Consider the following 26,959-nt stretch of genomic DNA (forward strand, 5'->3'; position numbering starts at 1 on the left):
GTCGAAGATGGGCTCGTTCCTGATGATGGGCCTGATCGGCATCGTCATCGCCAGCCTCGTCAACATCTTCGTCGGCTCCAGCGCGCTGCAGTTCGCCATCTCGATCATCGGCGTGGTCATCTTCACCGGCCTGACCGCCTACGACACCCAGCGCATCAAGGAGGAGTACGCCGAGGGCTACGGGCACGAGGGCAACACCAAGCTCGCCGTCATGGGCGCCCTCTCGCTCTACCTCAACTTCATCAACCTCTTCCAGATGCTCCTCCAGCTCATGGGCAACCGCGAGTAACGGGCACGGACTACAGGTGGCGTCTCGGCGCCATCCTACGCCCAGGCCGGTCGCTTCACGCGACCGGCCTTTTTCATGGACCGGCCTTGTTCATGGAATGGTGCGTTCCGGGGTGCCGCCTGCAGCGAGGCCGCGAGCCATATGGCAGTGCCGCAGGTTGTTCACCGGTTTCGAACGGCACATCCTCAGGAGCGGCAATGAGCGACCGAATTCGCCATTACTGGGCATTTCTCCGCGCCAGCCTGTGGTTCGTTCCGGTCGTGATGGGGGGAGTGGCGGCCGTGCTGGCCGTCGCGCTGCTCACCTGGGGGCGCGGCGCCGTGGAGGACGCGACAGATTACTGGCTCCTCTACGCTGGAGACGCCGGTAACGCGCGCCAACTGTTGTCGTCCCTGCTGACCGGCATGATCACCATGACGTCGCTGGTGGTTTCGATCACCATGGTCGTTCTGACCCTAGCGGCCGGACAGATCGGCCCCCGCCTGATCCGCAACTTCATACAGGATTGGACGACCCAGGTGGTGCTGGGGCTCTTCCTGGCCGACATCATCTATCTCCTCGTCGTCTTCCGGACCATCGACGGAAACCAGGCGGACACGGTCCCCCACTTGGCGGTCAGCGCGGGGACCGGACTGACCGCGCTGTGCCTGTTCGTGTTGCTGGTCTATGTCCATAAGCTCGCCCGCTCAATCATCTACGACAATGTGGTTCAGCGGGTCGCGGCGGATCTGCGTGAGGTGACGGTGGCTTTGCTGCCCGAGCGCTGCGACGGCCCTTCGGAAGTGCCGCCCGAGCTGGGCAATGATTTTGCCTGGGTAGACCTCGGCCAGGATGGGTATGTCCAGGCGATCGACCTGGACAGGCTGGTCGCCGCGGCCCGCCAAGCGAATGCGGTGATCCGCCTGGACGTCCGGCCCGGCCACTACGTCATCGGCGGCGGCGAGCATGTGGCCGTGTTCACGGTCGGCGCCTGCACGGCCGACCTGTCCGGGGCGATCCGCGGTGCCTTCATCGTCGGTTCGGAGCGCACCCCGACCCAGGATGTGGAGTTCGGCATCCGCCAACTGGTGGAGATGGCCACCCGAGCCCTGTCGCCGGGGATCAACGACGTGTTCACTGCCTTGGCGGTGATCGACAACCTCTCGGCCTCGATGGCGCGCATCTTCGATCGCGCAATCGAGCCGATGGTTCTGCGCGACTCTGGCGGAGTTGTCCGGGTCGTGCGGGACGTGACCGGATACGATGGCTTCATCGGTGCCGGCTTCGATCAGATCCGGCAGGCCGGAAGCGGAAACGCCGCGGTGCTCATCCGGCTTGTCGACGCCATTCTTCGGTTGGCTCCGCGCGTACGGTCGGACGCCCAGCGGGAACCGCTGCGAGAGCAGCTGGACATGATCCTGGCGGCGGGCGAGCAGAACATCTCGATTCCCCGGGATCTGAGCATTCTTCGGGCCCGCTGGAGGCAAGCGACCGAGCGTCTGGAGCGCTGACGCCCATCGGAAACTGCGCACAGGTTCGCGCGGGCCGTTCCGACGCGACGTGTGTGGCGCGCGAGATACATCCGATATCGGAAATGTGATGGTGACAATAATGACATTGACCGGCAAGGTTGCGCGGACATAATCACCATTGTCTCGATTGTTCGGGGCTGAATGTTTTGACGGAGGAGATTCATCATGCGCACCACGGAAGCGACCCGCTCGTCCGGATCGTCCTCGTTCACGACCGTCTTCAAGGTCATCGCGCGCGCCCTCGCCGTCGGCATCCGCCCCGTCTGGTTCGTGATGGAAGCCGGCCTGAACGGCTACGAGCGGTGGCGGCAGCGGCAGGCGCTGATGCGGCTGGACGATCATCTGCTGAAGGACATCGGCGTGTCCCGCGCCGACGTGGACAGCGAAGTCAGCAAGCCCTTCTGGCGGGGTTGATGCGATGAGCGCCGATGCCATCCTCTACGCCGTCGAGCCCGATCTGACCGCTGACGCCTTCATCGACGTGCTCCACCGCTCCGGGCTGGCCGAGCGCCGGCCCGTGGCGGATCGCCCGCGGGTGGAGGCGATGCTGCGCAACGCCGGCCTGATCGTCACCGCCCGCAACGCGGATGGCGATCTGGTCGGCGTCGCCCGGTCCGTCACCGATTTCGCCTTCTGCTGCTACCTGTCCGATCTCGCCGTCGATCGTGCCTGCCAAGGGCGCGGCATCGGCAAGGAACTGATGCGCCGCACCCGCGCCGCGGTGGGGGAGGGCGTGACCTGCCTTCTCCTGTCCGCGCCCAAGGCGGTCACCTTCTACGAAGCGGCGGGGATGGAGCGGCACGTCCAGGCGTTCCTGTTCACCGAAAAACCCTAAGGAGGCACCTTGCGCCTTCCCCTTTATCAGGTCGATGCCTTCGCGGACGCGGTGTTCGCGGGCAACCCGGCGGCGGTCGTGCCGCTGGAGGACTGGCTTCCCGACGCGACGCTCCAGGCCATCGCGGCGGAAAACAACCTGTCGGAAACCGCCTTCTTCGTCCGCCGCCACGACGGTTACGAACTGCGGTGGTTCACCCCGGCAGTGGAAGTGGACTTGTGTGGCCACGCCACGCTGGCCTCGGCCTTCGTCATCGCGACGATGCTGGAGTGGGGCTGCCCGCGCATCGACTTCACCACCCGCAAGGCCGGAACCCTCAGCGTCACCCGCAATGGCGACCTCTACACGCTGGATTTCCCCAGCCGCCCTCCGGAACCGCTCGCCGAGCCGCCGACCGGCCTGCTCGACGCGCTGGGCGGACCGCCACCCACGGCGGTGCTGAAGGCCCGCGACCTCGTGGTCGTCCATGACGACGAGGCGACGGTGCGCGCCCTGATGCCCGACATGGGCGCCCTGGCCCGGCTGGAGGATTTCTACGCGGTCATCGTGACGGCGCCGGGGAGTGGTGGCGTGGATTTCGTCTCCCGCTTCTTCGCGCCGGCCCAGGGGATTCCGGAAGACCCGGTGACCGGCTCCGCCCATTGCACGCTGATCCCCTATTGGGCGCGGCGGCTGGGCAAGGAGCGGCTGAAGGCCCGGCAGGTTTCGGCTCGCGGCGGCGCGCTGTCCTGCGAGCTGGCGGGTGACCGCGTAAAGATCGCCGGGAAAGCGGTTCTCTATATGGATGGCGCCATCTACATTTAGCACCGTCCATACGAGGACCAATGGAACGGGAGGGCAGCGGGCATGGCGGGGCGTTATTTCGAGGATTTCCGCGTCGGTGACGTGATCGAGACCGAAGGGGCGACGGTCACCGACAGCCAGATCATGGATTTCGCCCAGCGCTTCGACCCGCAACCTTTCCACATCGACGCCGTGGCCGCGGCGGAGGGGCCGTTCGGCGGGCTGATCGCCAGCGGCTTCCACACCCTGTCCCTGACCTTCCGGCTGTTCCGCGACACGGGGGCCATCACCGGCACCAGTCTGGGCGGTTCGGGCGGCGACGAGTTGCGCTGGCTGCGCCCGGTCCGGCCCGGCGACACGTTGCGCGTCCGGGTGGAGGTGGTGGAGGCCATTCCGTCCCGCCGCGGCGACCGCGGCACCGTCCGGCTGGCCTACACCACGCTGAACCAGCATGGCGAGGCGGTGATGACCATCACCCTGAACCACATCGTGGCGACCCGCAGCGTTCCCGCGGAGTAGCAAACACGAACGGCCTGTCCTGTCGCGCGTCTTGATCCGCGGGCCCACCCCCTGTATAGCCTCGCCCCTTCCATCACGGCGGGGGTTCCCATGACGGCTTGCGGCCTCGATTTCGGCACGTCCAACACGACGCTCGGCGTGCGGACGGCGTCCGCGGGTGCCGACACGGGGGAGGGCGGTTACGGCCTGCTTGCCCTGGACGGTCCGCGGACGACCCTGCCCAGCGCCGTTTTCTTCGATTTCGAAGCTGACGCGGTTACGGTCGGGCAGGCGGCCGTCGACGCCTATGCGTCGGGCGTCGAGGGGCGCCTGATGCGCTCCATCAAGTCGATGCTGGGCACCGACCTGATCGACGCCGACACCGCGCTCCGCAAGGGCCGCATCACCTTCCGCGCGGTCATCGCCACCTTCCTGGCCGCGGTCAAGGAGCGGGCGGAGGCCGCGCTCGGCGGCGAACTGACCGACGTGGTGCTGGGCCGCCCGGTGCATTTCGTGGACGGCGACCCGGCGGGCGACGCCGCAGCGGAGGAGGTGCTTGGCGAGATCGCCCGCTCCGTCGGTTTCCGCGGCATCTCCTTCCAATATGAGCCGATCGCCGCGGCGCTCGACTACGAACAGCAAGTGGAGCGGGAGGAACTGGCCCTGATCGCCGACATCGGCGGCGGCACGTCGGACTTCTCCATCGTCCGCATCGGGCCGGAGCGGCGCGGGCGGGCCGACCGCAGCGCCGACATTCTGGCCAACGACGGCATCCGGGTCGGCGGCACCGACTTCGACCGCGACCTGTCGCTGGCGACGGCCATGCCGCTGCTGGGCCACGGCAGCGCCATGAAGCGCCCCGGTCTGCTGGCCCCCAAGCATCTGTTCTTCGATCTGGCGACCTGGTCGAAGATCAACTTCCTCTACACCGCCAAGGCGATGGCCGACCTGGAGCGCCTGAAGCGCGATTCCGCGACTCCGGACCGCATCGAGCGGCTGATCGGCGTGGTCGAGCACCGGCTGGGGCACGCGCTGGCCATGGCGGTGGAGCGCACCAAGATCGCCCTGTCCGACGGGCCGGAGGCCGGCTTGCTGCTGGATTGGGGCGGCGGCGGCATGACGCGCCCGGTGTCGGTGGACGAGTTGAATCAGGCGACGGCGATCCTGGCCGGCCGCATCGGCGGGCGGGTGCGCGCCTGTCTGGCCGAGGCCGGCACGCTGCCGGCGGAGATCGACGCGGTGTTCCTGACCGGCGGCTCCACGCTGCTGCCGCAGGTGCGGGCGGCCATCCTGGCCGAACTGCCCGGCGCCCGCGTGGTGGAGGGCAACATCTTCGGTTCGGTCGGCACCGGCCTGACCATTGAGGCGGCGCGGCGCTTCGGCGGCACCGCCTGAGGCACCCTTCAAGTCCCGGACAAGAAAAAGCCCACCGACGTTGCCGCCGGTGGGCTTTTTTCTGCTCTGCTCCGCGGCTCGGCCCTCCGGTGGTGCCCGCCGCGCCGCGAGGGCAGGGCGAGCACCATGAACCGGCGGACCGAGGTCCGATGGATCAGACCGAGTAGTACATCTTGTACTCGATCGGGTGCGGCATGGTCTCGAAGGCCAGCAGCTCCTCGGTGCGCAGGTCGATGTAGGACTCGATCATGTCCTTCGTGAACACGTCGCCCTTCTGCAGGAAGGCGCTGTCGGCCTTCAGGCTGTCCAGGGCCTCGCGCAGCGAGCCGCAAACCGTCGGAACCTTGGCCAGCTCTTCGGCCGGCAGGTCGTACAGGTTCTTGTCCATCGCATCGCCCGGATGGATCTTGTTCTGGATGCCGTCCAGACCGGCCATCAGCAGGGCGGCGAAGGCCAGGTACGGGTTGGCCGACGGGTCCGGGAAACGGACCTCAACGCGCTTGCCCTTCGGCGACGCGACGTACGGGATGCGGCAGGAGGCCGAACGGTTGCGGGCCGAGTAGGCCAGCAGCACCGGAGCCTCGTAGCCCGGGACCAGACGCTTGTAGGAGTTGGTCGTCGGGTTGGTGAAGGCGTTCAGCGCCTTGGCGTGCTTGATGATGCCGCCGATGTAGTACAGCGCCAGCTCCGACAGGTCGGCGTACTGGTTGCCGGCGAACAGCGGCTGGCCTTCCTTCCAGATCGACTGGTGCATGTGCATGCCCGAGCCGTTGTCGCCGAAGACGGGCTTCGGCATGAAGGTCGCGGTCTTGCCGTAGGCGTGGGCGACGTTGTGCACGACGTACTTGTAGTACTGCATGTTGTCGCCGGTGCGGACCAGCGTGTCGAACTTGATGCCCAGCTCATGCTGCGACGCGGCCACCTCGTGGTGGTGCTTCTCGACCGGCACGCCCATCTCGGCGAGCACGCTCAGCATTTCGGCGCGCAGGTCCGAGCCGCTGTCGACCGGAGCGACCGGGAAGTAGCCGCCCTTGACGCCCGGGCGGTGACCCAGGTTGCCGTCCTCATAGTCCTTGTCGGAGGTGTACGGGCCTTCCTCCGAGTCGAACTCGTAGGACACCTTGTTCATCTCGACCTTGAACTTCACGTCGTCGAAGACGAAGAACTCGGCTTCCGGGCCGAAGTAGGCGGTGTCGCCGATGCCGGCCGACGCCATGTATTTCTCGGCGGCCTTCGCGATGCCGCGCGGGCAACGGGCGTAGGGCTGGCCGGTCGACGGCTCGTACACGTCACAGAGGATGTTCAGCGTCGGCTGGGCCGAGAACGGGTCCATGACGGCGGTGGTCGGGTCGAGCTGGAGGATCATGTCCGACTCGTTGATCGCCTTCCAACCGGCGATCGAGGAGCCGTCGAACATGATGCCGTCTTCGAACACGTCCTCGTCGATGGTCGAGACGTGCTGAGCGGTGTGGTGCAGCTTGCCGCGCGGGTCGGTGAAGCGGAGGTCCACGTACTTGACGTCGTGTTCCTTGATCAGGTCGAAGACCTTGCTGATGTCGGACATATCTCTTTTTCCACGCTTAAGAGGTTTGGGTCCCGCTGCGTCAAACCGACCAAGGGGCGGGTGACGGCGCTCGCGGCGGACGTTATGTCATGCCTTTCCCAAGCGCACAACGTGACAGCACAAAAAGTCGCGCCCGGTGGGGCTTCCACGCACGGATCGTTCCGCTCGCGGTTGCGACGGTCTGCATCGGCCGGCTCGGCGTCGGTCGGCTTTGCATCGGCCGGCTTTGCGTCGGTTGTGGGCGGGGCTGGTTCATGGTGGCCGGTGGTCGGGTTCTCGGGACGCGATCAGATCGCGTCGCCTCCCTTCTCGCCGGTCCGGATGCGGACAACTTCTTCCACGGGGGTGACGAAGATCTTGCCGTCGCCGATCCGGCCGGTATGGGCGGCCTGCTGGATCGCCTCGATCGCCCGCTCCACCAGGGAGTCCTCCATCACCACCTCGATCTTCACCTTCGGCAGGAAGTCGACCACATACTCCGCGCCGCGGTACAGCTCGGTGTGCCCCTTCTGACGGCCGAAGCCCTTGGCCTCGGTGACGGTGATGCCCTTGATGCCGACTTCGTGAAGGGCTTCCTTCACTTCGTCGAGTTTGAACGGCTTAATGATGGCTTCGATCTTCTTCATGGGTCTCTCGTGTACGAGGTGCCAACGTCGGCAGGCACCGTCCACGGCTCTGCCGACGGTCCGATGTAAAGCACGTTGCGTGCCAATCGGAGCGGTTGCGGTCCGGCAGCGTGGGATGCCGGGGCGCAACGCACCAATGCCACCGGGGGCGGCACGCAGCTGCCGACGGATGAGGCGAAGTGAACAATATTTGTGCATAACCTGCAAGCAATCCGCGCAGCCATACCCTTTCGGAGGGGCTAGCGCCGGCTTTCCAGATTGATGAACACGGAGAAAAATAGAGCTTGACCCGACCCGTCCCTTGGGGCAAATAGGCGACCCCGGTGGCGGTGGTAGCTCAGTTGGTAGAGCTCTCGGTTGTGGTCCGAGCGGTCGTGGGTTCGAGTCCCATCCATCGCCCCAGTCCCCCTTGACGGTGGATGCGCTCGTCTCGTGAGGAGTTCACGTCGGCGTTGCATCGATCGAAACGGCGGGTGGGGTTTTTACAGACGGTTCATTCCGTCCTCCGGTGGCGGTGGTAGCTCAGTTGGTAGAGCTCTCGGTTGTGGTCCGAGCGGTCGTGGGTTCGAGTCCCATCCATCGCCCCAGTCCTTCCTTCCAATTCCTGTGCCAAACAGGCCATATCTTTCATTCCTCCTGTGCCCGTCTATGCTGCGGCCGTCGCGGTGCTTATTGTGCCGGGTGACGGTGATGCGGGATTGCGGCGGGTGGAGGCGATGGACGAACTGCTTTCCGTGGCGGAGATGTATCGCGCCGACGCGCTGACCATGGCGGGCGGCGTGCCGGGGCCCGTGCTGATGGAGGCGGCTGGGGCCGCGGTGGTGCGTGCGGTCTGCGAGCGCTGGGCGCCGCACCCGACCGTCGTCCTGTGCGGTCCGGGGAACAACGGCGGCGACGGATTCGTCATCGCGCGTCTTCTTCTCGAAGCGGGCTGGCCGGTGCGGCTGGCCCTGCTGGGGTCGCGCTCCGCCCTGCGCGGCGACGCGGCGGTGGCGGCCGGGCGCTGGACCGGACCGGTGGAGGCCGCCGATCCCTGGCTGCTGGAGGGCAACCCCCTGGTCATCGACGCGCTGTTCGGGGCCGGGCTCGCCCGTCCGCTCGACGGCATGGCGAAGGAGGTCGTCGAGGCGATGGCGGGGCGCACCGTCGTCGCCGTGGACGTGCCGAGCGGCCTGCATGGCGACAGCGGTCAGGTGATGGGGGCAGCTCCGCAGGCGGCGCTGACCGTCACCTTCTTCCGTCGCAAGCCCGGCCATCTGCTGCTGCCGGGCCGCTCCCTGTGCGGCGAGGTGGTGGTCGCCGACATCGGCATTCCCGACACCGTGCTGGACGCCCTCGCGCCGCAAACCCTGGTGAACGGCCCCGACCTGTGGCGGCAGCGCTACCCCTGGCCGCGGCTCGACGCGCACAAATACGCGCGGGGGCACGCGGTGGTGCTGGGCGGGGCGCGGATGACCGGAGCGGCGCGCCTGTCGGCGCGGGGCGCCCTGCGCGCCGGGGCGGGGCTGGTGACGGTGGCCTGTCCGCCCGAATCGATGCCCATCTATGCCGCCGGCTCGCCCAGCCTGATCGTGACCGCCGTGGCGGATGGCGCCGCCTTCGAGGCTCTTCTGGCGGACCCGCGCAAGAACGCCGTGCTGCTTGGGCCGGGCGCCGGCGTCGGGGCGGACACGCGGAACCACGTTCTCGCCGCTCTGGGAGCCGGAAAGGCGTGCGTGCTGGACGCCGACGCCCTGACCAGTTTCACCGAGTCGCCCGCCGACCTGCTCGGTCGGTTGAGCGAACGCTGTCTGCTGACCCCGCACGAGGGCGAGTTCGCGCGGATCTTTCCGGATCTCGCGGCGGTGGAGGGCGGGAAACTGATGCGCGCCCGCGCCGCGGCGGCGCGCTGCGGCGCCGTTGTCCTTTTGAAAGGTGCCGACACGGTGGTCGCGGCACCGGACGGACGGGCCGTCATCAACGCCAACGCTCCGGCCGATCTGGCGACCGCAGGGTCGGGAGACGTGCTGGCGGGCGTCGCGCTCGGGCTGATCGCCCAGGGAATGGACACGTTCGACGCCGCCTGCGCCGCGGTCTGGCTGCACGGCGAAGCGGCGACCGCGTTCGGACCGGGCCTGATCGCCGAAGATTTGCCGGATGCGCTCCCGGGGGTGCTGAAGATGTTGAAGGCGGGGGCGCGCTGACGCGGGAATCCGTGGGCATATATACGCCTGGACAGGGGGCTTACTCTTAAGGCCGGGCTCAAGCTATGGCTTGCCGAGTGCGCCTCCGCACGCCAGACTCTGGGTATGAGCGAGATGCCCGAGATCAAACCCGCCGAGCCGGTTCCGTCCCAGCTGCCCGCCACCGCCGCGGGAGCGCCGCCGGGGCTGCTCGACCGCACGCTGGACACGCTGCGCGCGGGCTGGCGCGAGATCGCCGCCTCCGCCCGTGGTGTGGTCGGCGCGGCGCCGCGCGCCAATCTGCCCAAGGAAGACGCGGAGCGGCTGAAGGAACAGATCGAAGCCTGCCTGGAAGGCCGCGGCGGCGAGGTGTCGGCGCGGGCGCGGGCGGCGCAGCTCGGCCGCACCTATCTGGCGCTGGACGGACAGGGGCGGCGCAATTTCCTGATGATGCTGGCGCGCGATTTCGACGTGGACCGTGCCGCCGTCGATCAGGCGATGGCGACCTTCCAGACGGCGGGCGATCCGGTGTCGCGCGGCCATGCCGAGCGCGCCCTGCGCCGGGCGCTGGAGCCGCCGCGGCTGTGGCTGCTGACCCAGTTCAACGGCCTGCCGGAAGGGGTGAAGTTCCTGGTGGACCTGCGCGCCGAGCTGATGGAGATGGCGCGGGGCGAGCCGCTGCTCCAGGCGCTGGAGGACGATCTCAAGAGCCTGCTGCGGAACTGGTTCGACGTCGGCTTCCTGGAGATGCGCCGGATCACCTGGGACAGCCCGGCCTCGCTCCTGGAGAAGCTCATCAAGTATGAGGCGGTGCACGAGATCAGCGGTTGGCGCGACCTAAAGGACCGTCTCGATTCCGACCGCCGCTGCTTCGCTTTCTTCCACCCGCGCATGCCGAACGAGCCGCTGATTTTCGTCGAGGTGGCGCTGGTCCAGGGCATGTCGGACAACGTCCAGGCCCTGCTCGACCCCTCCGCCCCGGTCTGCGACCCGAAGAGCGCCGACAGCGCCATCTTCTATTCCATCTCCAACGCCCAGGTGGGGCTGGCGGGGATCAGCTTCGGCAACTTCCTGATCAAGCGGGTGGTCGACGGCCTGACCGGGGAGTTTCCCAACATCAAGTGCTTCGCCACCCTGTCGCCGATTCCCGGCTTCCGCCGCTGGCTGGATCGGGAACTGGCCGAGCGCGGAGATTCGCTGCTCAGCCCGCCCGAGGCGGAACGCATCGCGGAAGCCATGACCAGTCATCCGGGAAACGGCGAATCGGAGACGGACGGCGACGCGGACGAGCGCCCGGTGCTGGCCGGAGCCCTGGCTCTGCCCTCCTGGCACACCGACGAGGAGCTTCAAAAGCAGCTTCGTGGCCCATTGATGCGGCTGTGCGCGCATTACCTGACGACGGCGCGCGCGTCGGACCGCCGCAGCGAACGGCCGGGCGCAGCGCCGGCGCGGGCGCTCGACCCGGTCGCCCACTTCCACCTCAGCAACGGCGCCCGCATGGAGCGGCTGAACTGGCTGGGCGACCGGTCGCCCAAGGGGGTTCGGCAGTCCTGCGGAATGATGATCAACTACCGCTACAAGCTGGGTGAAATCGACGCCAATCACGAGGCGTACCGGGGGGAGGGCAAGGTCAACGCCTCCTCCGCGATCCGGTCCTTGGGCAAGGGGGGCGCGTGAGGCGGTCCGCCCTTCGCCGCCGCCCGTCCCGGGCCACCCACCAATGGCGTGCGGAACGGCGCCCATTTTGCCTGTTTGCGGCGCGAACCCTGTGCTATAGAGCGGACTTCGCCGGCAGTCCGTCGGGTGTTCCGCACCCGTCGCGGGCTGTCTATGCCATTGCGGGCGTGGCGGAACTGGTAGACGCGCCGGATTTAGGTTCCGGTGACTTCGGTCGTGGGGGTTCGAGTCCCTTCGCCCGCACCATGGCAACAGCTTGGACCGCATGGGAACACACGGTTTCGGGCCGCCCGGACGGGCGCCGCCGGGCCGGACAACGAGATAGGCTTTCGTTCCGATGAACATCACCGAGACCAGCGCCGACGGCCTGAAGCGCGAGTACAAGGTCGTCATTTCCGCCCAGGATATCGAACAGAAGGTGCAGGGCCGGCTCGAAGAGCTGCGCCGGACGGTGCAGCTCCCCGGCTTCCGTCCGGGCAAGGTGCCGGTTGCCGTGATCAAGCAGCGCTACGGCGGCAGCGTGCTGGCCGAGGCTCTGGAGGATGCGATCGCCGACAGCTCGCGCCAGGCGCTGAGCGAGCGCGGCCTGCGCATCGCCATGCAGCCGAAGATCAACGTCGAGAAGTACGAGGACGGCGGCGACCTGTCCTACACCATGGGCGTCGAGCTTCTGCCGGACATCGAGCCGGGCGACCTCAGCGGCCTGGAGCTTGAGAAGCCGGTCGCCACGGTCGAGGACTCGGCCGTCGACGAGGCCCTGACCCGTCTGGCTTCCGCCCATTCGGTGCAGGCTCCGGTCACCGAGGACCGCGCGGCCGAGACGGGCGACATCGCCGTGATCGACTTCGCCGGTTCGGTGGATGGCGAGGCCCTGCCGGGCATGGACGGCAAGGACTATCCGCTGGAGCTGGGCGCGAACCAGTTCGTTCCGGGCTTCGAGGAGCAGCTGGTCGGCGCCAAGGCCGGCGAGCACCGCACGGTGAAGGTCACCTTCCCGGCGGACTACCCGCACGACCGCCTGAAGGGCGCGGACACCGTGTTCGAGGTGGACGTCAAGGAACTCCGCAAGAACGTCCCGGCCGAGGTCAACGACGACCTCGCCAAGGAGTTCGGCATGGAGAGCCTGGAGAAGCTGCGCGAGGCCGTCGGCGACCGCATCAAGAGCGAGTACGCCAACGTGTCGCGCCTGCGCGTCAAGCGCCAGCTCCTCGACAAGCTGGCCGAGGCCCACTCCTTCGAGGTGCCGCCGGGCATGGTGGACGTCGAGTTCGAGGGCATCTGGCAGCGCCTCCAGCAGGAACTGCAGAACGGCACCGCCGGTGAGGACGCCGGCAAGCCGGAAGAGGAGCTGAAGGCCGAGTACCGCGGCATCGCCGAGCGCCGCGTGCGCCTGGGCCTGCTGCTGTCGGAGATCGGCCGCCGCAACGACATCCAGGTGTCCCAGGACGAGATCAACCGCGCCCTGATCACGGAAGCCCGCCGCTTCCCCGGTCAGGAGCGTCAGGTGTTCGAGTTCTTCAAGCAGAACCGGGAAGCGCTGGAAAACCTCCGCGCCCCGATCTTCGAGGACAAGGTTGTCGACTACATCCTGGACCAGGCCAAGGTGAGCGAGAAGCCGGTGTCCGCCGAAGAGCTGATGAAGGACCCCGACGAGGAGGCCGAGGCGGCCTGATCGTCAGAAAGGTTGAGGGGCGGCCTACCGGTCGCCCCTTTCCATTCCTATATGTAAGCTGCTCAGACGACTAACCGAGCTGCGGGGGCAGGGAAGACCAAAATGTACGACTTCGAACCGAAGATGAATGCTCTGGTCCCGATGGTCATCGAGCAGACCAACCGGGGCGAACGAGCGTACGATATTTACTCGCGCCTGCTGAAGGAACGGATCATCTTCTTGATCGGTGGCGTGAACGACGCCGTCGCCAGCCTGATCTGCTCGCAGCTGCTGTTCCTGGAATCGGAAAACCCGAGCAAGGACATCGCGCTCTACATCAATTCGCCGGGCGGCTACGTTTCGGCCGGCCTCGCCATCTACGACACCATGCAGTACATCCGTCCGCAGGTGTCGACGGTGTGCATGGGGCAGGCGGCCTCGATGGGCTCGCTTCTGCTCGCCGCCGGTGCGCCGGGCAAGCGCTTCTCGCTGCCGAACAGCCGGATCATGATCCACCAGCCGTCGGGCGGCGCCCAGGGTCAGGCCTCGGACATCGAGATCCAGGCCCAGGAGATCCTGAAGCTGCGCTCGCGCCTCAACGACATCTACGTCAAGCACACCGGCCAGTCGCTCGACACCATCGAGGCGGCCATGGAGCGCGACAAGTTCATGTCGCCCGAGGAGGCCAAGGCCTTCGGCCTGATCGACGAGGTGGTGGAAAAGCGCCCCGGCTCGATCGGCGACGGCAACGCCGCCTGATAGGGCGCGCGAACTAATGATTGATTGCGCCGGTTCCCTGTTGTTGAATGATGGGGAACCGGTCCGATGGATCGGGTTCGATGAATGAGTGAGTGGATGCGTTAACCTTGTCTCGGGCCTTCCCCGGGACAACCTTTGAAAGGACCGGCGTCGGGGGACGCCGCAGGCGGTTGACAGGTTATACGGATCAGTCCCCCGCGAGATGACGGAGTACCGATGAGCAAGTCCAGCAGCGGCGATTCGAAGAACACGCTCTACTGCTCCTTTTGCGGCAAGAGCCAGCACGAGGTCCGCAAGCTGATTGCCGGTCCGACGGTGTTCATCTGCGATGAATGCGTCGAGCTGTGCATGGACATCATTCGCGAGGAGAACAAGACGACCCTCGTGAAGTCCCGCGACGGCGTGCCGACCCCGCGCGACATCCATGCGGTACTGGACGATTACGTGATCGGCCAGCATCACGCGAAACGGGTCCTTTCTGTTGCGGTGCATAACCACTATAAGCGGTTGGCGCACGGAACGAAGCACAACGACGTCGAACTTGCGAAGTCCAACATCCTGCTGGTCGGCCCCACCGGCTGCGGCAAGACGCTGCTCGCACAGACGCTCGCCCGGATCATCGACGTCCCCTTCACGATGGCCGACGCCACGACTCTGACCGAGGCGGGCTATGTCGGCGAGGACGTCGAGAACATCATCCTCAAGCTGCTCCAGGCCGCCGACTACAACGTCGAGCGGGCGCAGCGCGGCATCGTCTACATCGACGAGGTCGACAAGATCAGCCGCAAGTCCGACAACCCCTCGATCACGCGCGACGTGTCGGGCGAGGGCGTGCAGCAGGCCCTGCTGAAGATCATGGAAGGCACCGTCGCCTCCGTGCCTCCGCAGGGTGGCCGCAAGCACCCGCAGCAGGAGTTCCTGCAGGTCGACACCAGCAACATCCTGTTCATCTGCGGCGGCGCCTTCGCCGGGCTGGACAAGATCATCGCGCAGCGCGGCAAGGGGACGTCGATCGGCTTCGGCGCCGACGTGCGCGGCCCGGACGAGCGCTCGACCGGCGACATCCTGCGTGAGGTCGAGCCCGAGGATCTGCTGAAGTTCGGTCTCATCCCGGAATTCATCGGTCGTCTGCCGGTGGTTGCCACCCTGTCCGACCTGGACGAGGCGGCTCTGGTCGAAATCCTCACCAAGCCGAAGAACGCGCTGGTCAAGCAGTACCAGCGCCTGTTCGAGATGGAAGACGTCCGTCTGGAATTCTCCGACGACGCCCTGCGCACCATCTCCCACAAGGCGATCCAGCGGAAGACCGGCGCGCGCGGCCTGCGTTCGATCATGGAGTCGATCCTGCTCGACCCCATGTTCGATCTGCCGGGTCTGTCGGGGGTGGAAAGCATCCTGGTCAACAAGGAAGTGGTCGAAGGGCGCGCCAAGCCGCTTTACGTCCACGCCGAACGCCGCGGGGAGCAACAGGCGCCGGGTGCCTGAATTCGCTGCGGCTGATCAGAGTTGGATACGGGGAAGGGCGCCTTTGGGCGCCCTTTGTCGTTTTCGGCTTTTGCAGGCATCGGGGGCGCCAGATTGGCCGTGGAGCGGCCGGACCGGCATGCCGCACCGCCATACGGAATTGGGGTTCTGGCCCTTGAAGGGGGGCTATGGCTGTGCCACGTTAGAAAAAGTGCCGGTTTTCGATCCCTGTGCTCATCCCCCGAGGCGGGGGTCTTCCCAGGCCCATCCCGGGCTGACGGCGTCCCAATGAAAGAGGCCCAATCAATGTTCGAAATCCCTCGTGGTGCCCTCTATCCGGTCCTGCCGCTCCGCGACATCGTGGTTTTCCCCCACATGATCGTGCCTCTTTTCGTCGGCCGCGAGAAATCCGTGCGCGCCCTGGAAGACGTGATGAAGGACGACAAGCAGATCCTTCTCGTCACCCAGAAGAACGCCGCGCAGGACGATCCGACGCCGGCCGATATCTACAGCGTCGGCACCGTTGGGACCGTGTTGCAGCTGCTGAAGCTGCCCGACGGAACGGTGAAGGTGCTCGTGGAGGGCGGCCAGCGCGCGTCCATCACCAAGTTCGCCGAGAACGAGGATTTCTTCCAGGCCCACGCCGACCTCGTCGAGGAGAAGGTCGGGGAAAGCCAGGAGCTTGAGGCGCTGGGTCGGGCCGTCGTTTCGCAATTCGAGCAGTACATCAAGCTGAACAAGAAGATCCCGCCGGAGGTCCTGGTCTCGATCAACCAGATTGAGGAGCCGGGCAAGCTGGCGGACACGGTGGCGTCCCACCTCGCGCTGAAGATTCCGGAGAAGCAGCAGCTTCTGGAATGCGCCACGGTGTCGGAGCGGCTGGAGCGGGTCTACGCCTTCATGGAAGGCGAGATCGGCGTCCTGCAGGTGGAAAAGCGCATCCGCAACCGCGTGAAGCGGCAGATGGAGAAGACCCAGCGCGAGTACTACCTCAACGAACAGCTCAAGGCGATCCAGAAGGAACTCGGCGAGACCGAGGACGGCCGCGACGAGTCGGCCGAGCTGGAAGAGAAGATCAACAAGACCCGCTTCTCCAAGGAAGCCCGCGACAAGGCCCTGGCCGAGCTAAAGAAGCTGCGCTCGATGAGCCCGATGTCGGCCGAAGCGACGGTGGTGCGCAACTACCTGGATTGGATGCTGTCCATTCCGTGGAAGAAGCGTACCAAGGTGAAGAAGGACCTGAAGCTCGCGCAGAAGATCCTCGACGCCGACCATTACGGCCTGGAGAAGGTCAAGGAACGCATCCTCGAGTATCTCGCGGTCCAGAACCGCATGAACAAGGTGAAGGGGCCGATCCTCTGCCTCGTCGGGCCTCCCGGCGTCGGCAAGACCTCGCTCGGCAAGTCGATCGCCAAATCCACCGGCCGCAACTTCGTGCGCATGTCGCTCGGCGGTGTGCGGGACGAGGCCGAGGTCCGCGGCCACAGGCGCACCTACATCGGCTCGATGCCCGGCAAGGTCATCCAGGGCATGAAGAAGGCGAAGTCCTCCAACCCGCTGTTCCTGCTCGACGAGATCGACAAGCTCGGCGCCGACTGGCGCGGCGACCCGTCGTCGGCCCTGCTGGAGGTCCTCGACCCCGAGCAGAACGGCACTTTCAACGACCATTACCTGGAGGTCGACTACGACCTGTCGGACGTGATGTTCGTCTGCACCGCCAACACGATGCGTATGCCGCAGCCGCTGCTGGACCGTATGGAGATCATCCGCGTCGCCGGCTACACCGAGGATGAGAAGGTCGAGATTTCCAAGCGCCACCTGATCGAGAAGCAGGTGGAGGCCAACGGTCTGAAGAAGGGCGAGTTCGCCATCTCCGACGACGCGTTGCGCGACCTGATCCGCTACTACACGCGGGAGGCCGGCGTCCGCAGCCTGGAGCGCGAGATCGCCAACCTCTGCCGCAAGGCGGTGAAGGAGATCCTGATGAAGGGCTCCGCCGGCGCCAAGGTCTCGGTCACCCGTCGGAATCTGGACAAGTACGCCGGCGTTCGCCGCTTCCACTTCGGTGAGGCGGAGCTGGAGGATCTGGTGGGCGTCACCACCGGCTTGGCCTGGACGGAAGTCGGCGGCGAGCTCCTGTCGATCGAAGCGGTCAGCCTTCCCGGCAAGGGGCGGGTGACCACCACCGGCAAGCTCGGCGACGTCATGAAGGAGTCGGTCCAGGCGGCGGAGAGCTACGTCAAGTCGCGGGCCACCGCATTCGGCATCAAGCCCACGCTGTTCGAGAAGCGGGACATCCACGTCCACGTGCCCGAAGGCGCCACCCCGAAGGACGGCCCCTCGGCGGGTGTGGCGATGATCACCTCGATCGTCTCGGTTCTGACCGGAATCGCGGTCCGCAAGGACGTGGCGATGACCGGCGAGATCACGCTGCGCGGCCGGGTGCTGCCCATCGGCGGCTTGAAGGAGAAGTTGCTGGCCGCCTTGCGCGGCGGGTTGAAGCATGTGCTGATCCCGAAGGACAACGAGAAGGACCTTGCCGAGATTCCGGACAACGTGAAGCGCGGCCTGGAGATCATCCCGGTCAGCACGGTGGACGATGTCCTGAAGCACGCCTTGGTTCGGGAACTCGAACCCATCGAGTGGAAGGAACCGGAGGCGGTCGAGCCGGCGGTCGCCAAGCCGCAGCCCGACGGCGGCGGCGAGGTGCTGCGTCACTGATCACGCCCGGCGTTTAAAGCGCTCTTAAAGCCCTACCGTGCTTCGCATCGCCCGCCCGTCTTCAATTGACGGGCGGGCGATGTCGCGTCTATCGTTTGAGTGCGTGAAGTTATTGGGCGGCTTTGCTTCCATTTTCTTTGCCGGATTGAGAAGGGGTGAAGCAGGTGAACAAGAACGATTTGGTGGCGCACGTCGCCGACGCCGTGGGTTTGTCTAGAACCGATGCGACCAAGGCGGTCGACGCCGTTTTCGACGGCATCGCCGACTCGCTCAAGAACGGGGAGGAGGTTCGTCTGGTCGGCTTCGGCACCTTTGCGATCTCCGAACGCGCGGCCAGCGAGGGCCGCAACCCGCGCACCGGCGAGAAGATCGCCATTCCCGCGTCGAAACAGCCGAAGTTCAAGCCGGGCAAGACCTTGAAGGACGGGCTGAAGTGATGACGTCTTGAACGGATAGGGCATTCCGGGCATAGTGCGCGCCGGTCAGCACAGGCTGGCCGGCTTTGCGTTGTCGGGAATGCCAATCCGGTCAACGACGCGGCGCGGGCGATTAGCTCAGCGGTAGAGCATCTCGTTTACACCGAGAGGGTCGGGGGTTCGAAACCCTCATCGCCCACCAGCGCGCCCGGCCATCCCGGCCGGCACTTTTCAAATTCGTGATTGACAGGCCATGCGTCGGGCGGCTAGAAACCGCCCATCGGCGACGGGCGATTGCCCTGGAAACTGCGCTGCGATCCTATGACACGGACGCTTGTTTCGCGCGTTTCATTTCGCCGCGTTGCGCGGGTGTAGCTCAGTTGGTTAGAGCGCCGGCCTGTCACGCCGGAGGCCGCGGGTTCAAGTCCCGTCACTCGCGCCATTCTCCCTTCCAGAGCCTTCTCTTTTTCCCAATGAAAACGAAGCGTTCGCGGGTTTACCGGAGGGTTCGTGATCCCTATATCCGATAAGCTCGACCCGCATATCCGATAAGCCGGATAGAGAGAAGGGTCATTTAAAAAGTTTGGTAATACCAAGGACATCCGCTCATTTCCGCAGAGTGGATTCGTTGGCCGAAAGCGATTCAAAGCGCTTTCCTTGATCACGCTCTCGTCATATATTCCGCCCCGTCTGATGGGCTAATCCAAGGCATTCCAGCCACGACACCGCGCGGCGGCCGATTACGGGCCGTACCGGCGATCGTGGCGTGGGCTTATGGGAGGACCGCGGTGACCAACCCGCTGATCATTGAGTACCTTCCGATCCTGGTGTTCCTGTTGATCGGTATCGCGCTGGCCGTGGTGATGGTCGGCGCGTCTTACGTCATCAGCCCGAAGAACCCGGATTCGGAGAAGCTCTCCCCCTACGAGTGCGGCTTCGAGCCGTTCGAGGATGCCCGCACGAAGTTCGACGTGCGGTTTTACCTGGTCTCCATCCTGTTCATCATCTTCGACCTCGAGGTCGCCTTCCTGTTCCCGTGGGCCGTGGCGCTCGGGGACATCGGCCTCTTCGGTTTCTGGTCGATGATCGTGTTCCTCGGGATCCTGACCATCGGCTTCATCTATGAGTGGAAGAAAGGAGCTCTGGAATGGGAGTAGAGGCTGCCAAGCTGGCGCCGATTCCGCCCGGACCGGAACAGGACGCCTATCTCCGCGCGGTCACCGAGGAGATCCAGGAGAAGGGCTTCATCACGGCGAAGTACGAGGATGTGCTCGCCTGGGCCCGCACCGGTTCCCTGTGGCCGATGACCTTCGGTCTGGCCTGCTGCGCGGTGGAGATGATCCACGCCTACATGAGCCGCTACGACCTGGACCGTTTCGGCGTCATTCCGCGCCCCAGCCCGCGCCAGTCCGATTGCATGATCGTGGCCGGCACGCTGACCAACAAGATGGCCCCCGCGCTGCGCAAGGTCTATGACCAGATGCCGGAACCGCGTTGGGTGATCTCGATGGGCTCCTGCGCCAACGGCGGCGGCTACTATCACTATTCCTACTCGGTGGTGCGCGGCTGCGACCGGATCGTTCCGGTCGATATTTACGTGCCGGGCTGTCCTCCGACCGCGGAAGCGCTGGTCTACGGCATTCTGCAACTCCAGAAGAAGATCCGGCGCGGCAACCGCATCGCTCGCTGAATAAGAAAAAGGCAGGTCCTGGCCATGTCCGAACAGGCGTTGAAGGAACTTGGGGACCATATCGCCGCGACGCTCGGCGATGACGTCCTGAAGGTCGAGCTGAAGCTTGGCGAGCTGATGGTGACCGTCCGCCGGCCCTCGCTCATCAAGTCGCTCACCTTCCTGCGTGACGATCCGACCTGCTCGTTCGAGCAGTTGCTGGACGTCACCGCTGTGGATTGGCCGGAGCGGGAGGAACGCTTCGAGGTCGTCTACATCCTTTTGAGCTACAAGCACAATCGGCGCCTCCGCGTGAAGGTCACGACGGACGAGGACACCCCGGTGGCCTCCGCCGTGCCGGTGTACAACGCGGCCGGTTGGTTCGAGCGTGAAACCTGGGACATGTTCGGGATCTTCTTCTCCGACCATCCGGATCTGCGCCGCATCCTGACCGACTACGGCTTCGAAGGTCACCCGTTGCGCAAGGACTTCCCGATGACGGGCTATGTCGAGTGCCGCTATGACGAGGACCAGAAGCGAGTCGTCTACGAGCCCGTCCGCCTGACGCAGGATTTCCGCAGCTTCGACTTCCTGTCGCCCTGGGAAGGCATGACGAACGTGATGCTGCCCGGCGACGAGAAGGCCCAGGCCCCTGACACCGGGAGCAAGCCGTGACCATCGCCACGTCCGCACACCCCTCCGCCGGCCAGTCCGGCGGCAAGACCCAGATCAAGCCCTACACCATGAACTTCGGGCCGCAGCACCCTGCGGCCCACGGCGTGTTGCGTCTGGTGATGGAACTGAACGGCGAAGTCGTCGAGCGCTGCGACCCGCACATCGGCCTGCTGCACCGCGGCACCGAGAAGCTGATCGAGTACAAGACCTACCTGCAGGCCGTTCCGTATTTCGACCGCCTGGACTACGTCAGCCCGATGTGCATGGAGCACGCCTATGTGCTCGGCATCGAGAACCTGCTGCAGATCAAGGCGCCGCTGCGCGCCCAGTACATCCGCGTCCTCTTCTCCGAGATCACGCGCATCCTGAACCACATCCTGTCGATCACCACCGGCGCGCTCGACGTCGGCGCGATCACGCCGGCGCTGTGGGGCTTCGAGGAACGCGAGATCCTCATGGAGTTCTACGAGCGTGTGTGCGGCGCGCGCCTGCATGCGAACTATTTCCGCCCCGGCGGCGTCGCGTGGGATCTGCCGGCTGGCCTGACCGACGACATCTGGGAGTTCACGGAGCGCTTCCCGAAGTTTGTTGACGACATTGACAATCTGCTGACGAACAATCGCATTTTCAAGCAGCGGACGGTCGACATCGGCATCGTCACCAAGGAAGAGGCGTTCAACTGGGGCTTCACCGGCCCGATGCTGCGCGGTTCAGGCGTCGCCTGGGACCTGCGCAAGTCGCAGCCCTACGAAGTCTACGACCGCATGGACTTCGACGTTCCGGTCGGCCTGACCGGCGACTGCTGGGCGCGCTACCTCGTCCGCATGGAGGAAATGCGCCAGTCCAACCGCATGATCCGCCAGTGCCTGAAGGAGCTTCCCGACGGCCCGGTGCGCGCGGAGGACCGCAAGGTCTCCCCGCCGCCGCGCGGCGAGATGAAGCGGTCGATGGAAGCGCTGATCCACCATTTCAAGCTCTTCACCGAGGGCTTCCACGTCCCGGCGGGCGAAACCTACACCGCCATCGAGGCGCCGAAGGGCGAGTTCGGCGTGTATCTGGTCTCGGACGGCACGAACAAGCCGTACCGCTGCAAGATCCGCGCGCCGGGCTTCGCCCACCTGCAGGGCCTCGACTTCATGTCGAAGGGCCACATGCTGGCCGACGCGGTGGCCAACATCGCGTCCATGGACATCGTGTTCGGAGAAATTGACCGATGAGCGCCCCGGCTCACGACCCGGCCAAGGAGCCGGCCTCCTTCGCCTTCACTCCGGAAAATCTGGAACGGGCGAAGGCCATCATCGCAAAGTACCCGGCGGGCAAGCAGGCCAGCGCCTGCATGCCGCTGCTCGATCTGGCCCAGCGCCAGAGCGACGGCTGGCTGCCGCGCGTCGCCATGGACGCCGTCGCCGACCTGCTCGGCATGCCGCGCATCCGCGTGTACGAGGTCGCGACCTTCTACACGATGTACAACAAGACCCCGGTCGGTAAGCATGTCATCCAGGTCTGCACGACCACGCCGTGCTGGCTGCGCGGGTCGGACGACATCGTGCACACCTGCGAGCGCAAGCTGGGCATCGGTGTCGGCGAGACGACGGCCGACGGCCAGTTCACGCTGCGCGAGGTCGAATGCTCGGGCGCCTGCGTCAACGCGCCGGTGGTCCAGATCGGCGACGACTACTATGAAGACGTCAGCCCGGAACACATGGAAACGATCATCGACGCCCTCAAGAGCGGCGAGATCCCCAAGCATGGCTCGCAGATCGGCCGGCAGTCCTCCGAACCGGTGGGCGGCCCGACGACTCTGAAGGCCTTCACCACCACGGCCGATTGAGGGGGATGCGATGCTTCGCGACGAGGACCGCATTTTCACCAACCTGTACGGCTACCAGAGCTTCGGCCTGGACGCCGCCCGGAAGCGTGGTGACTGGGACAACACCAAGGCCCTGATCGCCCAGGGCAAGGAATGGATCATCGAGCAGGTCAAGGAGTCCGGCCTGCGCGGGCGCGGCGGCGCCGGCTTCTCGACGGGCATGAAGTGGTCCTTCATGCCGAAGAACGTGACGGACAAGCCGGTCTACCTCGTCATCAACGCCGACGAGGGCGAGCCGGGCACCTGCAAGGACCGCGACATCCTGCGCCACGATCCGCACAAGCTGATCGAAGGCTGCCTGATCGCCGGTTTCGCCATCGGCGCGTCGGCCTGCTACATCTACATCCGCGGCGAGTTCTACAACGAGGGCTCCAACGTCCAGCGCGCCATCGACGAGGCGTACGAGGCGGGGCTGATCGGCAAGAACGCCTGCGGCACCGGCTACGACTACGACATCTACATCCACCGCGGCGCGGGCGCGTACATCTGCGGCGAGGAGACGGCGCTCATCGAGTCCATCGAGGGCAAGAAGGGCCAGCCGCGCAACAAGCCGCCGTTCCCCGCCCAGGCCGGTCTCTATTCCTGCCCGACCACGGTGAACAACGTCGAATCCATCGCGGTGGTTCCGACCATCCTGCGCCGCGGTGCGGCGTGGTTCGCCGGTCTCGGCCGTCCGAAGAACACCGGCACCAAGCTTTTCTGCATCTCCGGGCACGTCAACAAGCCGTGCAACGTGGAAGAGGAGATGGGCATCCCGCTGAAGGAGCTGATCGAGAAGCACGCCGGCGGTGTGCGTGGCGGGTGGGACAACCTGCTGGCGATCATCCCCGGCGGTTCGTCGGTGCCGCTGCTGCCGAAGTCGATCTGCGACACGGTCCTGATGGACTTCGACAGCCTGCGCGACGTGCGGTCCGGCCTGGGCACCGCGGCGGTGATCGTGATGGACAAATCCACCGACGTGGTGAAGGCCATCGCGCGCCTGTCGCAGTTCTACGCCCATGAAAGTTGCGGCCAGTGCACGCCGTGCCGCGAGGGCACCGGCTGGATGAACCGCATCATGCAGCGCATGGTGACCGGCAACGCGCGCGTCGAGGAAATCGACATGCTGCTGGAGGTCACCAAGCAGATCGAGGGGCACACCATCTGCGCGCTCGGCGATGCCGCGGCCTGGCCGATCCAGGGCCTGTTCCGGCATTTCCGGCCGGAGGTCGAGCGCCGCATCCTCGACTACCGCAACGCCGCCAAGTCCTTGGCGGCCGAGTAAGGAGCCCGGTTTCCAATGCCGAAACTCACCATCGACGGGATCGAGATCGAAGTCGAGCCGGGCACCTCGATCCTGCAGGCCTGCGAACAGCTGGGCATCGAGATCCCGCGCTTCTGCTACCACGAGCGTCTGAGCGTGCCGGCGAACTGCCGCATGTGCCTTGTGGAGATGGAGCGCGCGCCGAAGCCGGTGGCCGCCTGCGCCATGCCCTGCGGCGACGGGATGGTCGTCAAGACCAACACCGACCTCGTGCACAAGGCCCGCAAGGGCGTCATGGAATTCCTGCTGATCAACCACCCGCTGGACTGTCCGATCTGCGACCAGGGCGGCGAGTGCGATCTCCAGGACCAGGCGATGGCCTACGGCTTCGACCGTGGCCGCTACGGCGAGAACAAGCGCGCCGTCCAGGACAAGTACATGGGGCCGCTGATCCGGACCGAGATGACGCGCTGCATCCACTGCACGCGCTGCATCCGCTTCGTGAACGAGATCGCCGGCGTTCCCGATCTCGGCGCGGTGAACCGCGGCGAGCATATGGAGATCACCACCTTCGTCGAGAAGGCCATCGGGTCGGAGCTGTCGGGCAACCTCGCCGACGTCTGTCCGGTGGGCGCTCTGCTCTCCAAGCCCTACGCCTTCACGGCCCGTCCGTGGGAGCTGCGCAAGACCGAGACGATCGACGTGCTGGACGCGGTCGGTTCGAACATCCGCGTCGACACCCGCGGCCCCGAGGTGATGCGCGTCCTGCCGCGCGTCAACGAGGACGTCAACGAGGAGTGGATCGCCGACAAGACCCGCTTCGCCTATGACGGGCTGAAGCGCCAGCGTCTCGACCGCCCCTACGTCCGCAAGGACGGCAAGCTCCAGCCGGCGAGCTGGGCCGAGGCCTTCCAGGCCATCGCCGCCAAGGTCAAGGGTGTTCCGGGCAACCGCATCGCCGCCATCGCCGGCGATCTGGCCGACACCGAGTCCATGCTGGCGCTCAAGGAGCTGATGGCCGGCCTCGGCTCGGCCAACATCGACTGCCGCCAGGACGGCGCCCTGTTCGACACGTCGTCCCGCGCGGGTTACCTGTTCAACAGCGGCATCGCCGGGGTCGAGCGGGCGGACGTCATCCTGCTCGTCGGCACCAACCCGCGCTGGGAAGCCACCATCGTCAACGCGCGCATCCGCAAGCGCTACCTGATGGGTGGCCTGAAGGTGGCGGTGATCGGCGAGGCCCGCGAGCTGACCTATCCGTACAGCCATCTCGGCACCGGAACGGACGCCCTGCGGCAGCTCGTCGACGGCACGCACGCCTTCGCCGATGTGCTGCGCGGCGCCAAGAACCCGATGGTCATCCTCGGCGCCGGTGCCTTCCGTCGCAAGGACGGAGCCTCCGTCCAGGCCGCGGTGCGCAAGCTGGCCGAGACCTTCAACGTGGTTCAGGACGGCTGGAACGGCTTCAACGTGCTGCACACGGCGGCGTCGCGCGTCGGCGGTCTGGACATCGGCTTCCTGCCGGGCGAGGGCGGTCGCGGCACCGCCGGCATCGTCGAGGGGGCAGGGAAGGGCGAGATCGACGTGGTCTACCTGCTGGGCGCCGACGAGATCGACACCGCCGCGCTCGGCAAGGCCTTCGTGGTCTACCAGGGGCACCACGGCGACAAGGGCGCGCACCGCGCCGACGTTATCCTGCCGGGTGCCGCCTACACCGAGAAGAACGCCCTCTACGTCAACACCGAAGGCCGTCCGCAGCAGGCGCGTCTCGCCACCTTCCCGCCCGGCGAGGCGCGGGAGGACTGGAAGATCCTGCGCGCCCTGTCGGAACAGCTCGGCCACAAGCTGCCCTACGACAGCCTGACGCAGATCCGTCGCCGTCTGGCCGAGGTCAACCCGGTCTTCGCGGCGGTCGGCACGGTCACGCCGGCCCCCTGGGCGCCGTTCGGCGCGGAGGGCGCGCTCGACGCGGCCCCGCTCCAGTCGCCGGTCGCGAACTACTACATGACCGACCCGATCAGCCGCGCCTCGGTGACCATGGCTCGTTGTGCCGAGACGTTCGTGAAGCCCGCCGTGAAGCCCGCCGAGAGCGCTCAGGAGAGGACCGGTACCCATGGCTGAGTTCTGGAGCGGCTTCCTGCTGCCGCTGATCATCATCGTCCTCAAGATCCTGGCGATCGTCGTGCCGCTCCTTGTGGCCGTGGCCTTCATGACCTACGCCGAGCGTAAGATCATGGGCGCCATGCAGCTCCGCCAGGGGCCGAACATCGTCGGCCCGTTCGGGCTTCTGCAGCCTTTCGCGGACGGCTTGAAGCTGTTCGCGAAGGAGCAGATCCTGCCGGTCGGCGCGAACCGCTTCGTGTTCTATCTGGCGCCGATGCTGACCTTCTTCCTGGCGCTGGTCGCCTGGGCGGTCATTCCCTTCGACTACGGCATGGTGCTGGCCGACATCAACGTCGGCATCCTGTACCTGTTCGCGATCTCGTCGCTGGGCGTGTACGGCATCGTGATGGCCGGCTGGGCGTCAAACTCGCGCTACGCCTTCCTCGGCGCGCTCCGCTCGGCGGCGCAGATGGTGTCCTACGAGGTCTCGATGGGCCTCGTCATCATCTCCGTCCTGCTCTGCGTCGGCTCGCTGAACCTGACGAAGATCGTGCAGGCGCAGGAGACGATCTGGTTCGCCATCCCGCTGCTGCCGATGTTCGTCATCTTCTTCATCTCGGCGCTGGCGGAAACCAACCGGTCTCCCTTCGACCTGCCGGAAGGCGAGTCGGAGCTGGTGGCCGGCTTCATGGTGGAGTACAGCTCGGCTCCCTTCGCGCTCTTCTTCCTTGGCGAATACGCAAACATGATCCTGATGAGCGCGATGACCAGCATCCTGTTCCTGGGAGGCTGGCTGCCGCCGCTGCCGTTCGCGCCCTTCACCTGGGTGCCCGGCCCGATCTGGTTCGCCCTGAAGATCGCCTTCTGCCTGTTCGTCTATGTGTGGGTCCGCGCGACCATGCCGCGCTACCGCTACGACCAGCTGATGCGTCTGGGGTGGAAGGTGTTCCTGCCGTTCTCGCTGCTGTGGGTGGTGCTGACGGCTGGCGTGCTGGTGACGTTCGGCTGGCTGCCGAAGTGACCGGCGCCTGAGCGGACCATCGGATCG

At 66.0% G+C, this 26,959-nt stretch carries 24 protein-coding genes and 5 tRNA genes; 27 read left to right on the top strand and 2 right to left on the bottom strand.

Annotated elements, in window-relative coordinates; translation table 11 throughout:
* The 7 genes from AC1DVI_RS14145 to AC1DVI_RS14175 form a co-directional block, all read left to right on the top strand.
* Positions 1-289 (top strand): Bax inhibitor-1/YccA family protein (locus AC1DVI_RS14145; RefSeq protein ID WP_476958504.1); only part of this gene is annotated, 289 nt, incomplete at its 5' end.
* A gap of 197 nt (positions 290-486) precedes the next feature.
* A complete protein-coding gene (locus AC1DVI_RS14150) occupies positions 487-1,779 on the top strand; it encodes a DUF2254 domain-containing protein (RefSeq protein ID WP_476958505.1) in 1,293 nt (430 codons plus the stop codon).
* A gap of 186 nt (positions 1,780-1,965) precedes the next feature.
* The gene (locus AC1DVI_RS14155) at positions 1,966-2,214 is read left to right on the top strand and encodes a DUF1127 domain-containing protein (protein ID WP_476958506.1); all 249 of its coding nucleotides are present in this window, start codon (positions 1,966-1,968) and stop codon (positions 2,212-2,214) included.
* A gap of 4 nt (positions 2,215-2,218) precedes the next feature.
* A complete protein-coding gene (locus tag AC1DVI_RS14160) occupies positions 2,219-2,635 on the top strand; it encodes a GNAT family N-acetyltransferase (protein WP_476958507.1) in 417 nt (138 codons plus the stop codon).
* Positions 2,636-2,644: 9 nt separating this feature from the next.
* Positions 2,645-3,439, top strand: coding sequence for a PhzF family phenazine biosynthesis protein (locus AC1DVI_RS14165; protein ID WP_476958508.1), 795 nt, complete (start codon positions 2,645-2,647; stop codon positions 3,437-3,439).
* Positions 3,440-3,481: 42 nt separating this feature from the next.
* On the top strand, positions 3,482-3,937 hold the full coding sequence (locus tag AC1DVI_RS14170) for a MaoC family dehydratase (protein WP_476958509.1): 456 nt from the start codon (positions 3,482-3,484) through the stop codon (positions 3,935-3,937).
* Positions 3,938-4,027: 90 nt separating this feature from the next.
* Positions 4,028-5,311, top strand: coding sequence for an Hsp70 family protein (locus AC1DVI_RS14175; RefSeq protein ID WP_476958510.1), 1,284 nt, complete (start codon positions 4,028-4,030; stop codon positions 5,309-5,311).
* Between the two features lie 154 nt (positions 5,312-5,465).
* Here the strand turns inward: AC1DVI_RS14175 and glnA are convergent, their stop codons facing one another.
* Positions 5,466-6,875, bottom strand: coding sequence for a type I glutamate--ammonia ligase (glnA, locus tag AC1DVI_RS14180; protein WP_149166428.1), 1,410 nt, complete (start codon positions 6,873-6,875; stop codon positions 5,466-5,468).
* Between the two features lie 287 nt (positions 6,876-7,162).
* Positions 7,163-7,501 carry a P-II family nitrogen regulator gene (locus AC1DVI_RS14185; protein WP_014240107.1) on the bottom strand — a complete coding sequence of 113 codons (339 nt, stop codon included), beginning with the start codon at positions 7,499-7,501 and terminating at the stop codon, positions 7,163-7,165.
* A gap of 326 nt (positions 7,502-7,827) precedes the next feature.
* On the opposite strand from AC1DVI_RS14185, the gene AC1DVI_RS14190 reads away from it, so the two are divergent.
* The 20 genes from AC1DVI_RS14190 to nuoH all read left to right on the top strand — a co-directional run bounded on the left by AC1DVI_RS14190 (position 7,828) and on the right by nuoH (position 26,932).
* Positions 7,828-7,903 (top strand) — tRNA-His (locus tag AC1DVI_RS14190).
* A 109-nt stretch (positions 7,904-8,012) separates the two neighbouring features.
* Positions 8,013-8,088: transfer RNA gene (locus AC1DVI_RS14195), tRNA-His, on the top strand.
* Between the two features lie 129 nt (positions 8,089-8,217).
* On the top strand, positions 8,218-9,684 hold the full coding sequence (locus AC1DVI_RS14200) for an NAD(P)H-hydrate dehydratase (RefSeq protein ID WP_476958511.1): 1,467 nt from the start codon (positions 8,218-8,220) through the stop codon (positions 9,682-9,684).
* Positions 9,685-9,789: 105 nt separating this feature from the next.
* The gene (locus AC1DVI_RS14205; RefSeq protein WP_476958512.1) at positions 9,790-11,340 is read left to right on the top strand and encodes a malonyl-CoA decarboxylase; all 1,551 of its coding nucleotides are present in this window, start codon (positions 9,790-9,792) and stop codon (positions 11,338-11,340) included.
* Between the two features lie 161 nt (positions 11,341-11,501).
* Positions 11,502-11,586: transfer RNA gene (locus tag AC1DVI_RS14210), tRNA-Leu, on the top strand.
* Between the two features lie 91 nt (positions 11,587-11,677).
* Positions 11,678-13,012: a trigger factor gene (gene tig / locus AC1DVI_RS14215; RefSeq protein WP_145625753.1), complete on the top strand. Its 1,335-nt coding sequence runs from the start codon at positions 11,678-11,680 to the stop codon at positions 13,010-13,012.
* A 102-nt stretch (positions 13,013-13,114) separates the two neighbouring features.
* Positions 13,115-13,750 carry an ATP-dependent Clp endopeptidase proteolytic subunit ClpP gene (gene clpP / locus AC1DVI_RS14220; protein WP_038528407.1) on the top strand — a complete coding sequence of 212 codons (636 nt, stop codon included), beginning with the start codon at positions 13,115-13,117 and terminating at the stop codon, positions 13,748-13,750.
* A gap of 216 nt (positions 13,751-13,966) precedes the next feature.
* The gene (gene clpX / locus AC1DVI_RS14225) at positions 13,967-15,235 is read left to right on the top strand and encodes an ATP-dependent Clp protease ATP-binding subunit ClpX (protein ID WP_145625755.1); all 1,269 of its coding nucleotides are present in this window, start codon (positions 13,967-13,969) and stop codon (positions 15,233-15,235) included.
* 285 nt (positions 15,236-15,520) lie between these two features.
* Positions 15,521-17,935, top strand: coding sequence for an endopeptidase La (gene lon, locus AC1DVI_RS14230; protein WP_376995067.1), 2,415 nt, complete (start codon positions 15,521-15,523; stop codon positions 17,933-17,935).
* A 164-nt stretch (positions 17,936-18,099) separates the two neighbouring features.
* Complete coding sequence (locus tag AC1DVI_RS14235; RefSeq protein WP_476958565.1) at positions 18,100-18,372, top strand: HU family DNA-binding protein; 273 nt, start codon at positions 18,100-18,102, stop codon at positions 18,370-18,372.
* A 106-nt stretch (positions 18,373-18,478) separates the two neighbouring features.
* Positions 18,479-18,553, top strand: a tRNA-Val gene (locus AC1DVI_RS14240).
* Positions 18,554-18,716: 163 nt separating this feature from the next.
* Positions 18,717-18,793, top strand: a tRNA-Asp gene (locus tag AC1DVI_RS14245).
* A gap of 346 nt (positions 18,794-19,139) precedes the next feature.
* Positions 19,140-19,508 carry an NADH-quinone oxidoreductase subunit A gene (locus AC1DVI_RS14250; RefSeq protein WP_014240120.1) on the top strand — a complete coding sequence of 123 codons (369 nt, stop codon included), beginning with the start codon at positions 19,140-19,142 and terminating at the stop codon, positions 19,506-19,508.
* A complete protein-coding gene (locus tag AC1DVI_RS14255) occupies positions 19,499-20,041 on the top strand; it encodes a NuoB/complex I 20 kDa subunit family protein (protein ID WP_014240121.1) in 543 nt (180 codons plus the stop codon). Before AC1DVI_RS14250 ends, AC1DVI_RS14255 begins: the two co-directional genes overlap by 10 nt.
* A 24-nt stretch (positions 20,042-20,065) precedes the next feature.
* Positions 20,066-20,695: an NADH-quinone oxidoreductase subunit C gene (locus AC1DVI_RS14260; RefSeq protein ID WP_014240122.1), complete on the top strand. Its 630-nt coding sequence runs from the start codon at positions 20,066-20,068 to the stop codon at positions 20,693-20,695.
* A 68-nt stretch (positions 20,696-20,763) separates the two neighbouring features.
* The gene (locus AC1DVI_RS14265; RefSeq protein WP_247890049.1) at positions 20,764-21,912 is read left to right on the top strand and encodes an NADH-quinone oxidoreductase subunit D; all 1,149 of its coding nucleotides are present in this window, start codon (positions 20,764-20,766) and stop codon (positions 21,910-21,912) included.
* The gene (gene nuoE, locus AC1DVI_RS14270) at positions 21,909-22,526 is read left to right on the top strand and encodes an NADH-quinone oxidoreductase subunit NuoE (RefSeq protein ID WP_476958513.1); all 618 of its coding nucleotides are present in this window, start codon (positions 21,909-21,911) and stop codon (positions 22,524-22,526) included. Before AC1DVI_RS14265 ends, nuoE begins: the two co-directional genes overlap by 4 nt.
* A gap of 10 nt (positions 22,527-22,536) precedes the next feature.
* Positions 22,537-23,829 (top strand): NADH-quinone oxidoreductase subunit NuoF, encoded by a 1,293-nt coding sequence (gene nuoF / locus AC1DVI_RS14275; protein ID WP_014240125.1) that lies wholly within the window; start codon positions 22,537-22,539, stop codon positions 23,827-23,829.
* Between the two features lie 15 nt (positions 23,830-23,844).
* Positions 23,845-25,929: an NADH-quinone oxidoreductase subunit NuoG gene (nuoG, locus tag AC1DVI_RS14280; protein ID WP_476958514.1), complete on the top strand. Its 2,085-nt coding sequence runs from the start codon at positions 23,845-23,847 to the stop codon at positions 25,927-25,929.
* Positions 25,922-26,932 (top strand): NADH-quinone oxidoreductase subunit NuoH, encoded by a 1,011-nt coding sequence (nuoH, locus tag AC1DVI_RS14285; RefSeq protein WP_149166418.1) that lies wholly within the window; start codon positions 25,922-25,924, stop codon positions 26,930-26,932. The genes nuoG and nuoH overlap by 8 nt, the downstream gene beginning before the upstream one ends.
* Positions 26,933-26,959: the final 27 nt, after the last annotated feature.

The sequence above is a fragment of the Azospirillum sp. P4_B5 genome (genome assembly GCF_056402275.1).

What these genes read in the sequence shown, in the direction of transcription:
- AC1DVI_RS14150 (WP_476958505.1), top strand. Translation starts at nt 487, where the DNA reads ATGAGCGACCGAATTCGCCATTACTGGGCATTTCTCCGCGCCAGCCTG.
- AC1DVI_RS14155 (WP_476958506.1), top strand. Translation starts at nt 1,966, where the DNA reads ATGCGCACCACGGAAGCGACCCGCTCGTCCGGATCGTCCTCGTTCACG.
- AC1DVI_RS14160 (WP_476958507.1), top strand. Translation starts at nt 2,219, where the DNA reads ATGAGCGCCGATGCCATCCTCTACGCCGTCGAGCCCGATCTGACCGCT.
- AC1DVI_RS14170 (WP_476958509.1), top strand. Translation starts at nt 3,482, where the DNA reads ATGGCGGGGCGTTATTTCGAGGATTTCCGCGTCGGTGACGTGATCGAG.
- AC1DVI_RS14175 (WP_476958510.1), top strand. Translation starts at nt 4,028, where the DNA reads ATGACGGCTTGCGGCCTCGATTTCGGCACGTCCAACACGACGCTCGGC.
- glnA (WP_149166428.1), bottom strand. Translation starts at nt 6,875, where the DNA reads ATGTCCGACATCAGCAAGGTCTTCGACCTGATCAAGGAACACGACGTC.
- AC1DVI_RS14185 (WP_014240107.1), bottom strand. Translation starts at nt 7,501, where the DNA reads ATGAAGAAGATCGAAGCCATCATTAAGCCGTTCAAACTCGACGAAGTG.
- AC1DVI_RS14200 (WP_476958511.1), top strand. Translation starts at nt 8,218, where the DNA reads ATGGACGAACTGCTTTCCGTGGCGGAGATGTATCGCGCCGACGCGCTG.
- AC1DVI_RS14205 (WP_476958512.1), top strand. Translation starts at nt 9,790, where the DNA reads ATGAGCGAGATGCCCGAGATCAAACCCGCCGAGCCGGTTCCGTCCCAG.
- tig (WP_145625753.1), top strand. Translation starts at nt 11,678, where the DNA reads ATGAACATCACCGAGACCAGCGCCGACGGCCTGAAGCGCGAGTACAAG.
- clpP (WP_038528407.1), top strand. Translation starts at nt 13,115, where the DNA reads ATGTACGACTTCGAACCGAAGATGAATGCTCTGGTCCCGATGGTCATC.
- clpX (WP_145625755.1), top strand. Translation starts at nt 13,967, where the DNA reads ATGAGCAAGTCCAGCAGCGGCGATTCGAAGAACACGCTCTACTGCTCC.
- lon (WP_376995067.1), top strand. Translation starts at nt 15,521, where the DNA reads ATGTTCGAAATCCCTCGTGGTGCCCTCTATCCGGTCCTGCCGCTCCGC.
- AC1DVI_RS14255 (WP_014240121.1), top strand. Translation starts at nt 19,499, where the DNA reads ATGGGAGTAGAGGCTGCCAAGCTGGCGCCGATTCCGCCCGGACCGGAA.
- AC1DVI_RS14260 (WP_014240122.1), top strand. Translation starts at nt 20,066, where the DNA reads ATGTCCGAACAGGCGTTGAAGGAACTTGGGGACCATATCGCCGCGACG.
- AC1DVI_RS14265 (WP_247890049.1), top strand. Translation starts at nt 20,764, where the DNA reads ATGAACTTCGGGCCGCAGCACCCTGCGGCCCACGGCGTGTTGCGTCTG.
- nuoE (WP_476958513.1), top strand. Translation starts at nt 21,909, where the DNA reads ATGAGCGCCCCGGCTCACGACCCGGCCAAGGAGCCGGCCTCCTTCGCC.
- nuoF (WP_014240125.1), top strand. Translation starts at nt 22,537, where the DNA reads ATGCTTCGCGACGAGGACCGCATTTTCACCAACCTGTACGGCTACCAG.
- nuoG (WP_476958514.1), top strand. Translation starts at nt 23,845, where the DNA reads ATGCCGAAACTCACCATCGACGGGATCGAGATCGAAGTCGAGCCGGGC.
- nuoH (WP_149166418.1), top strand. Translation starts at nt 25,922, where the DNA reads ATGGCTGAGTTCTGGAGCGGCTTCCTGCTGCCGCTGATCATCATCGTC.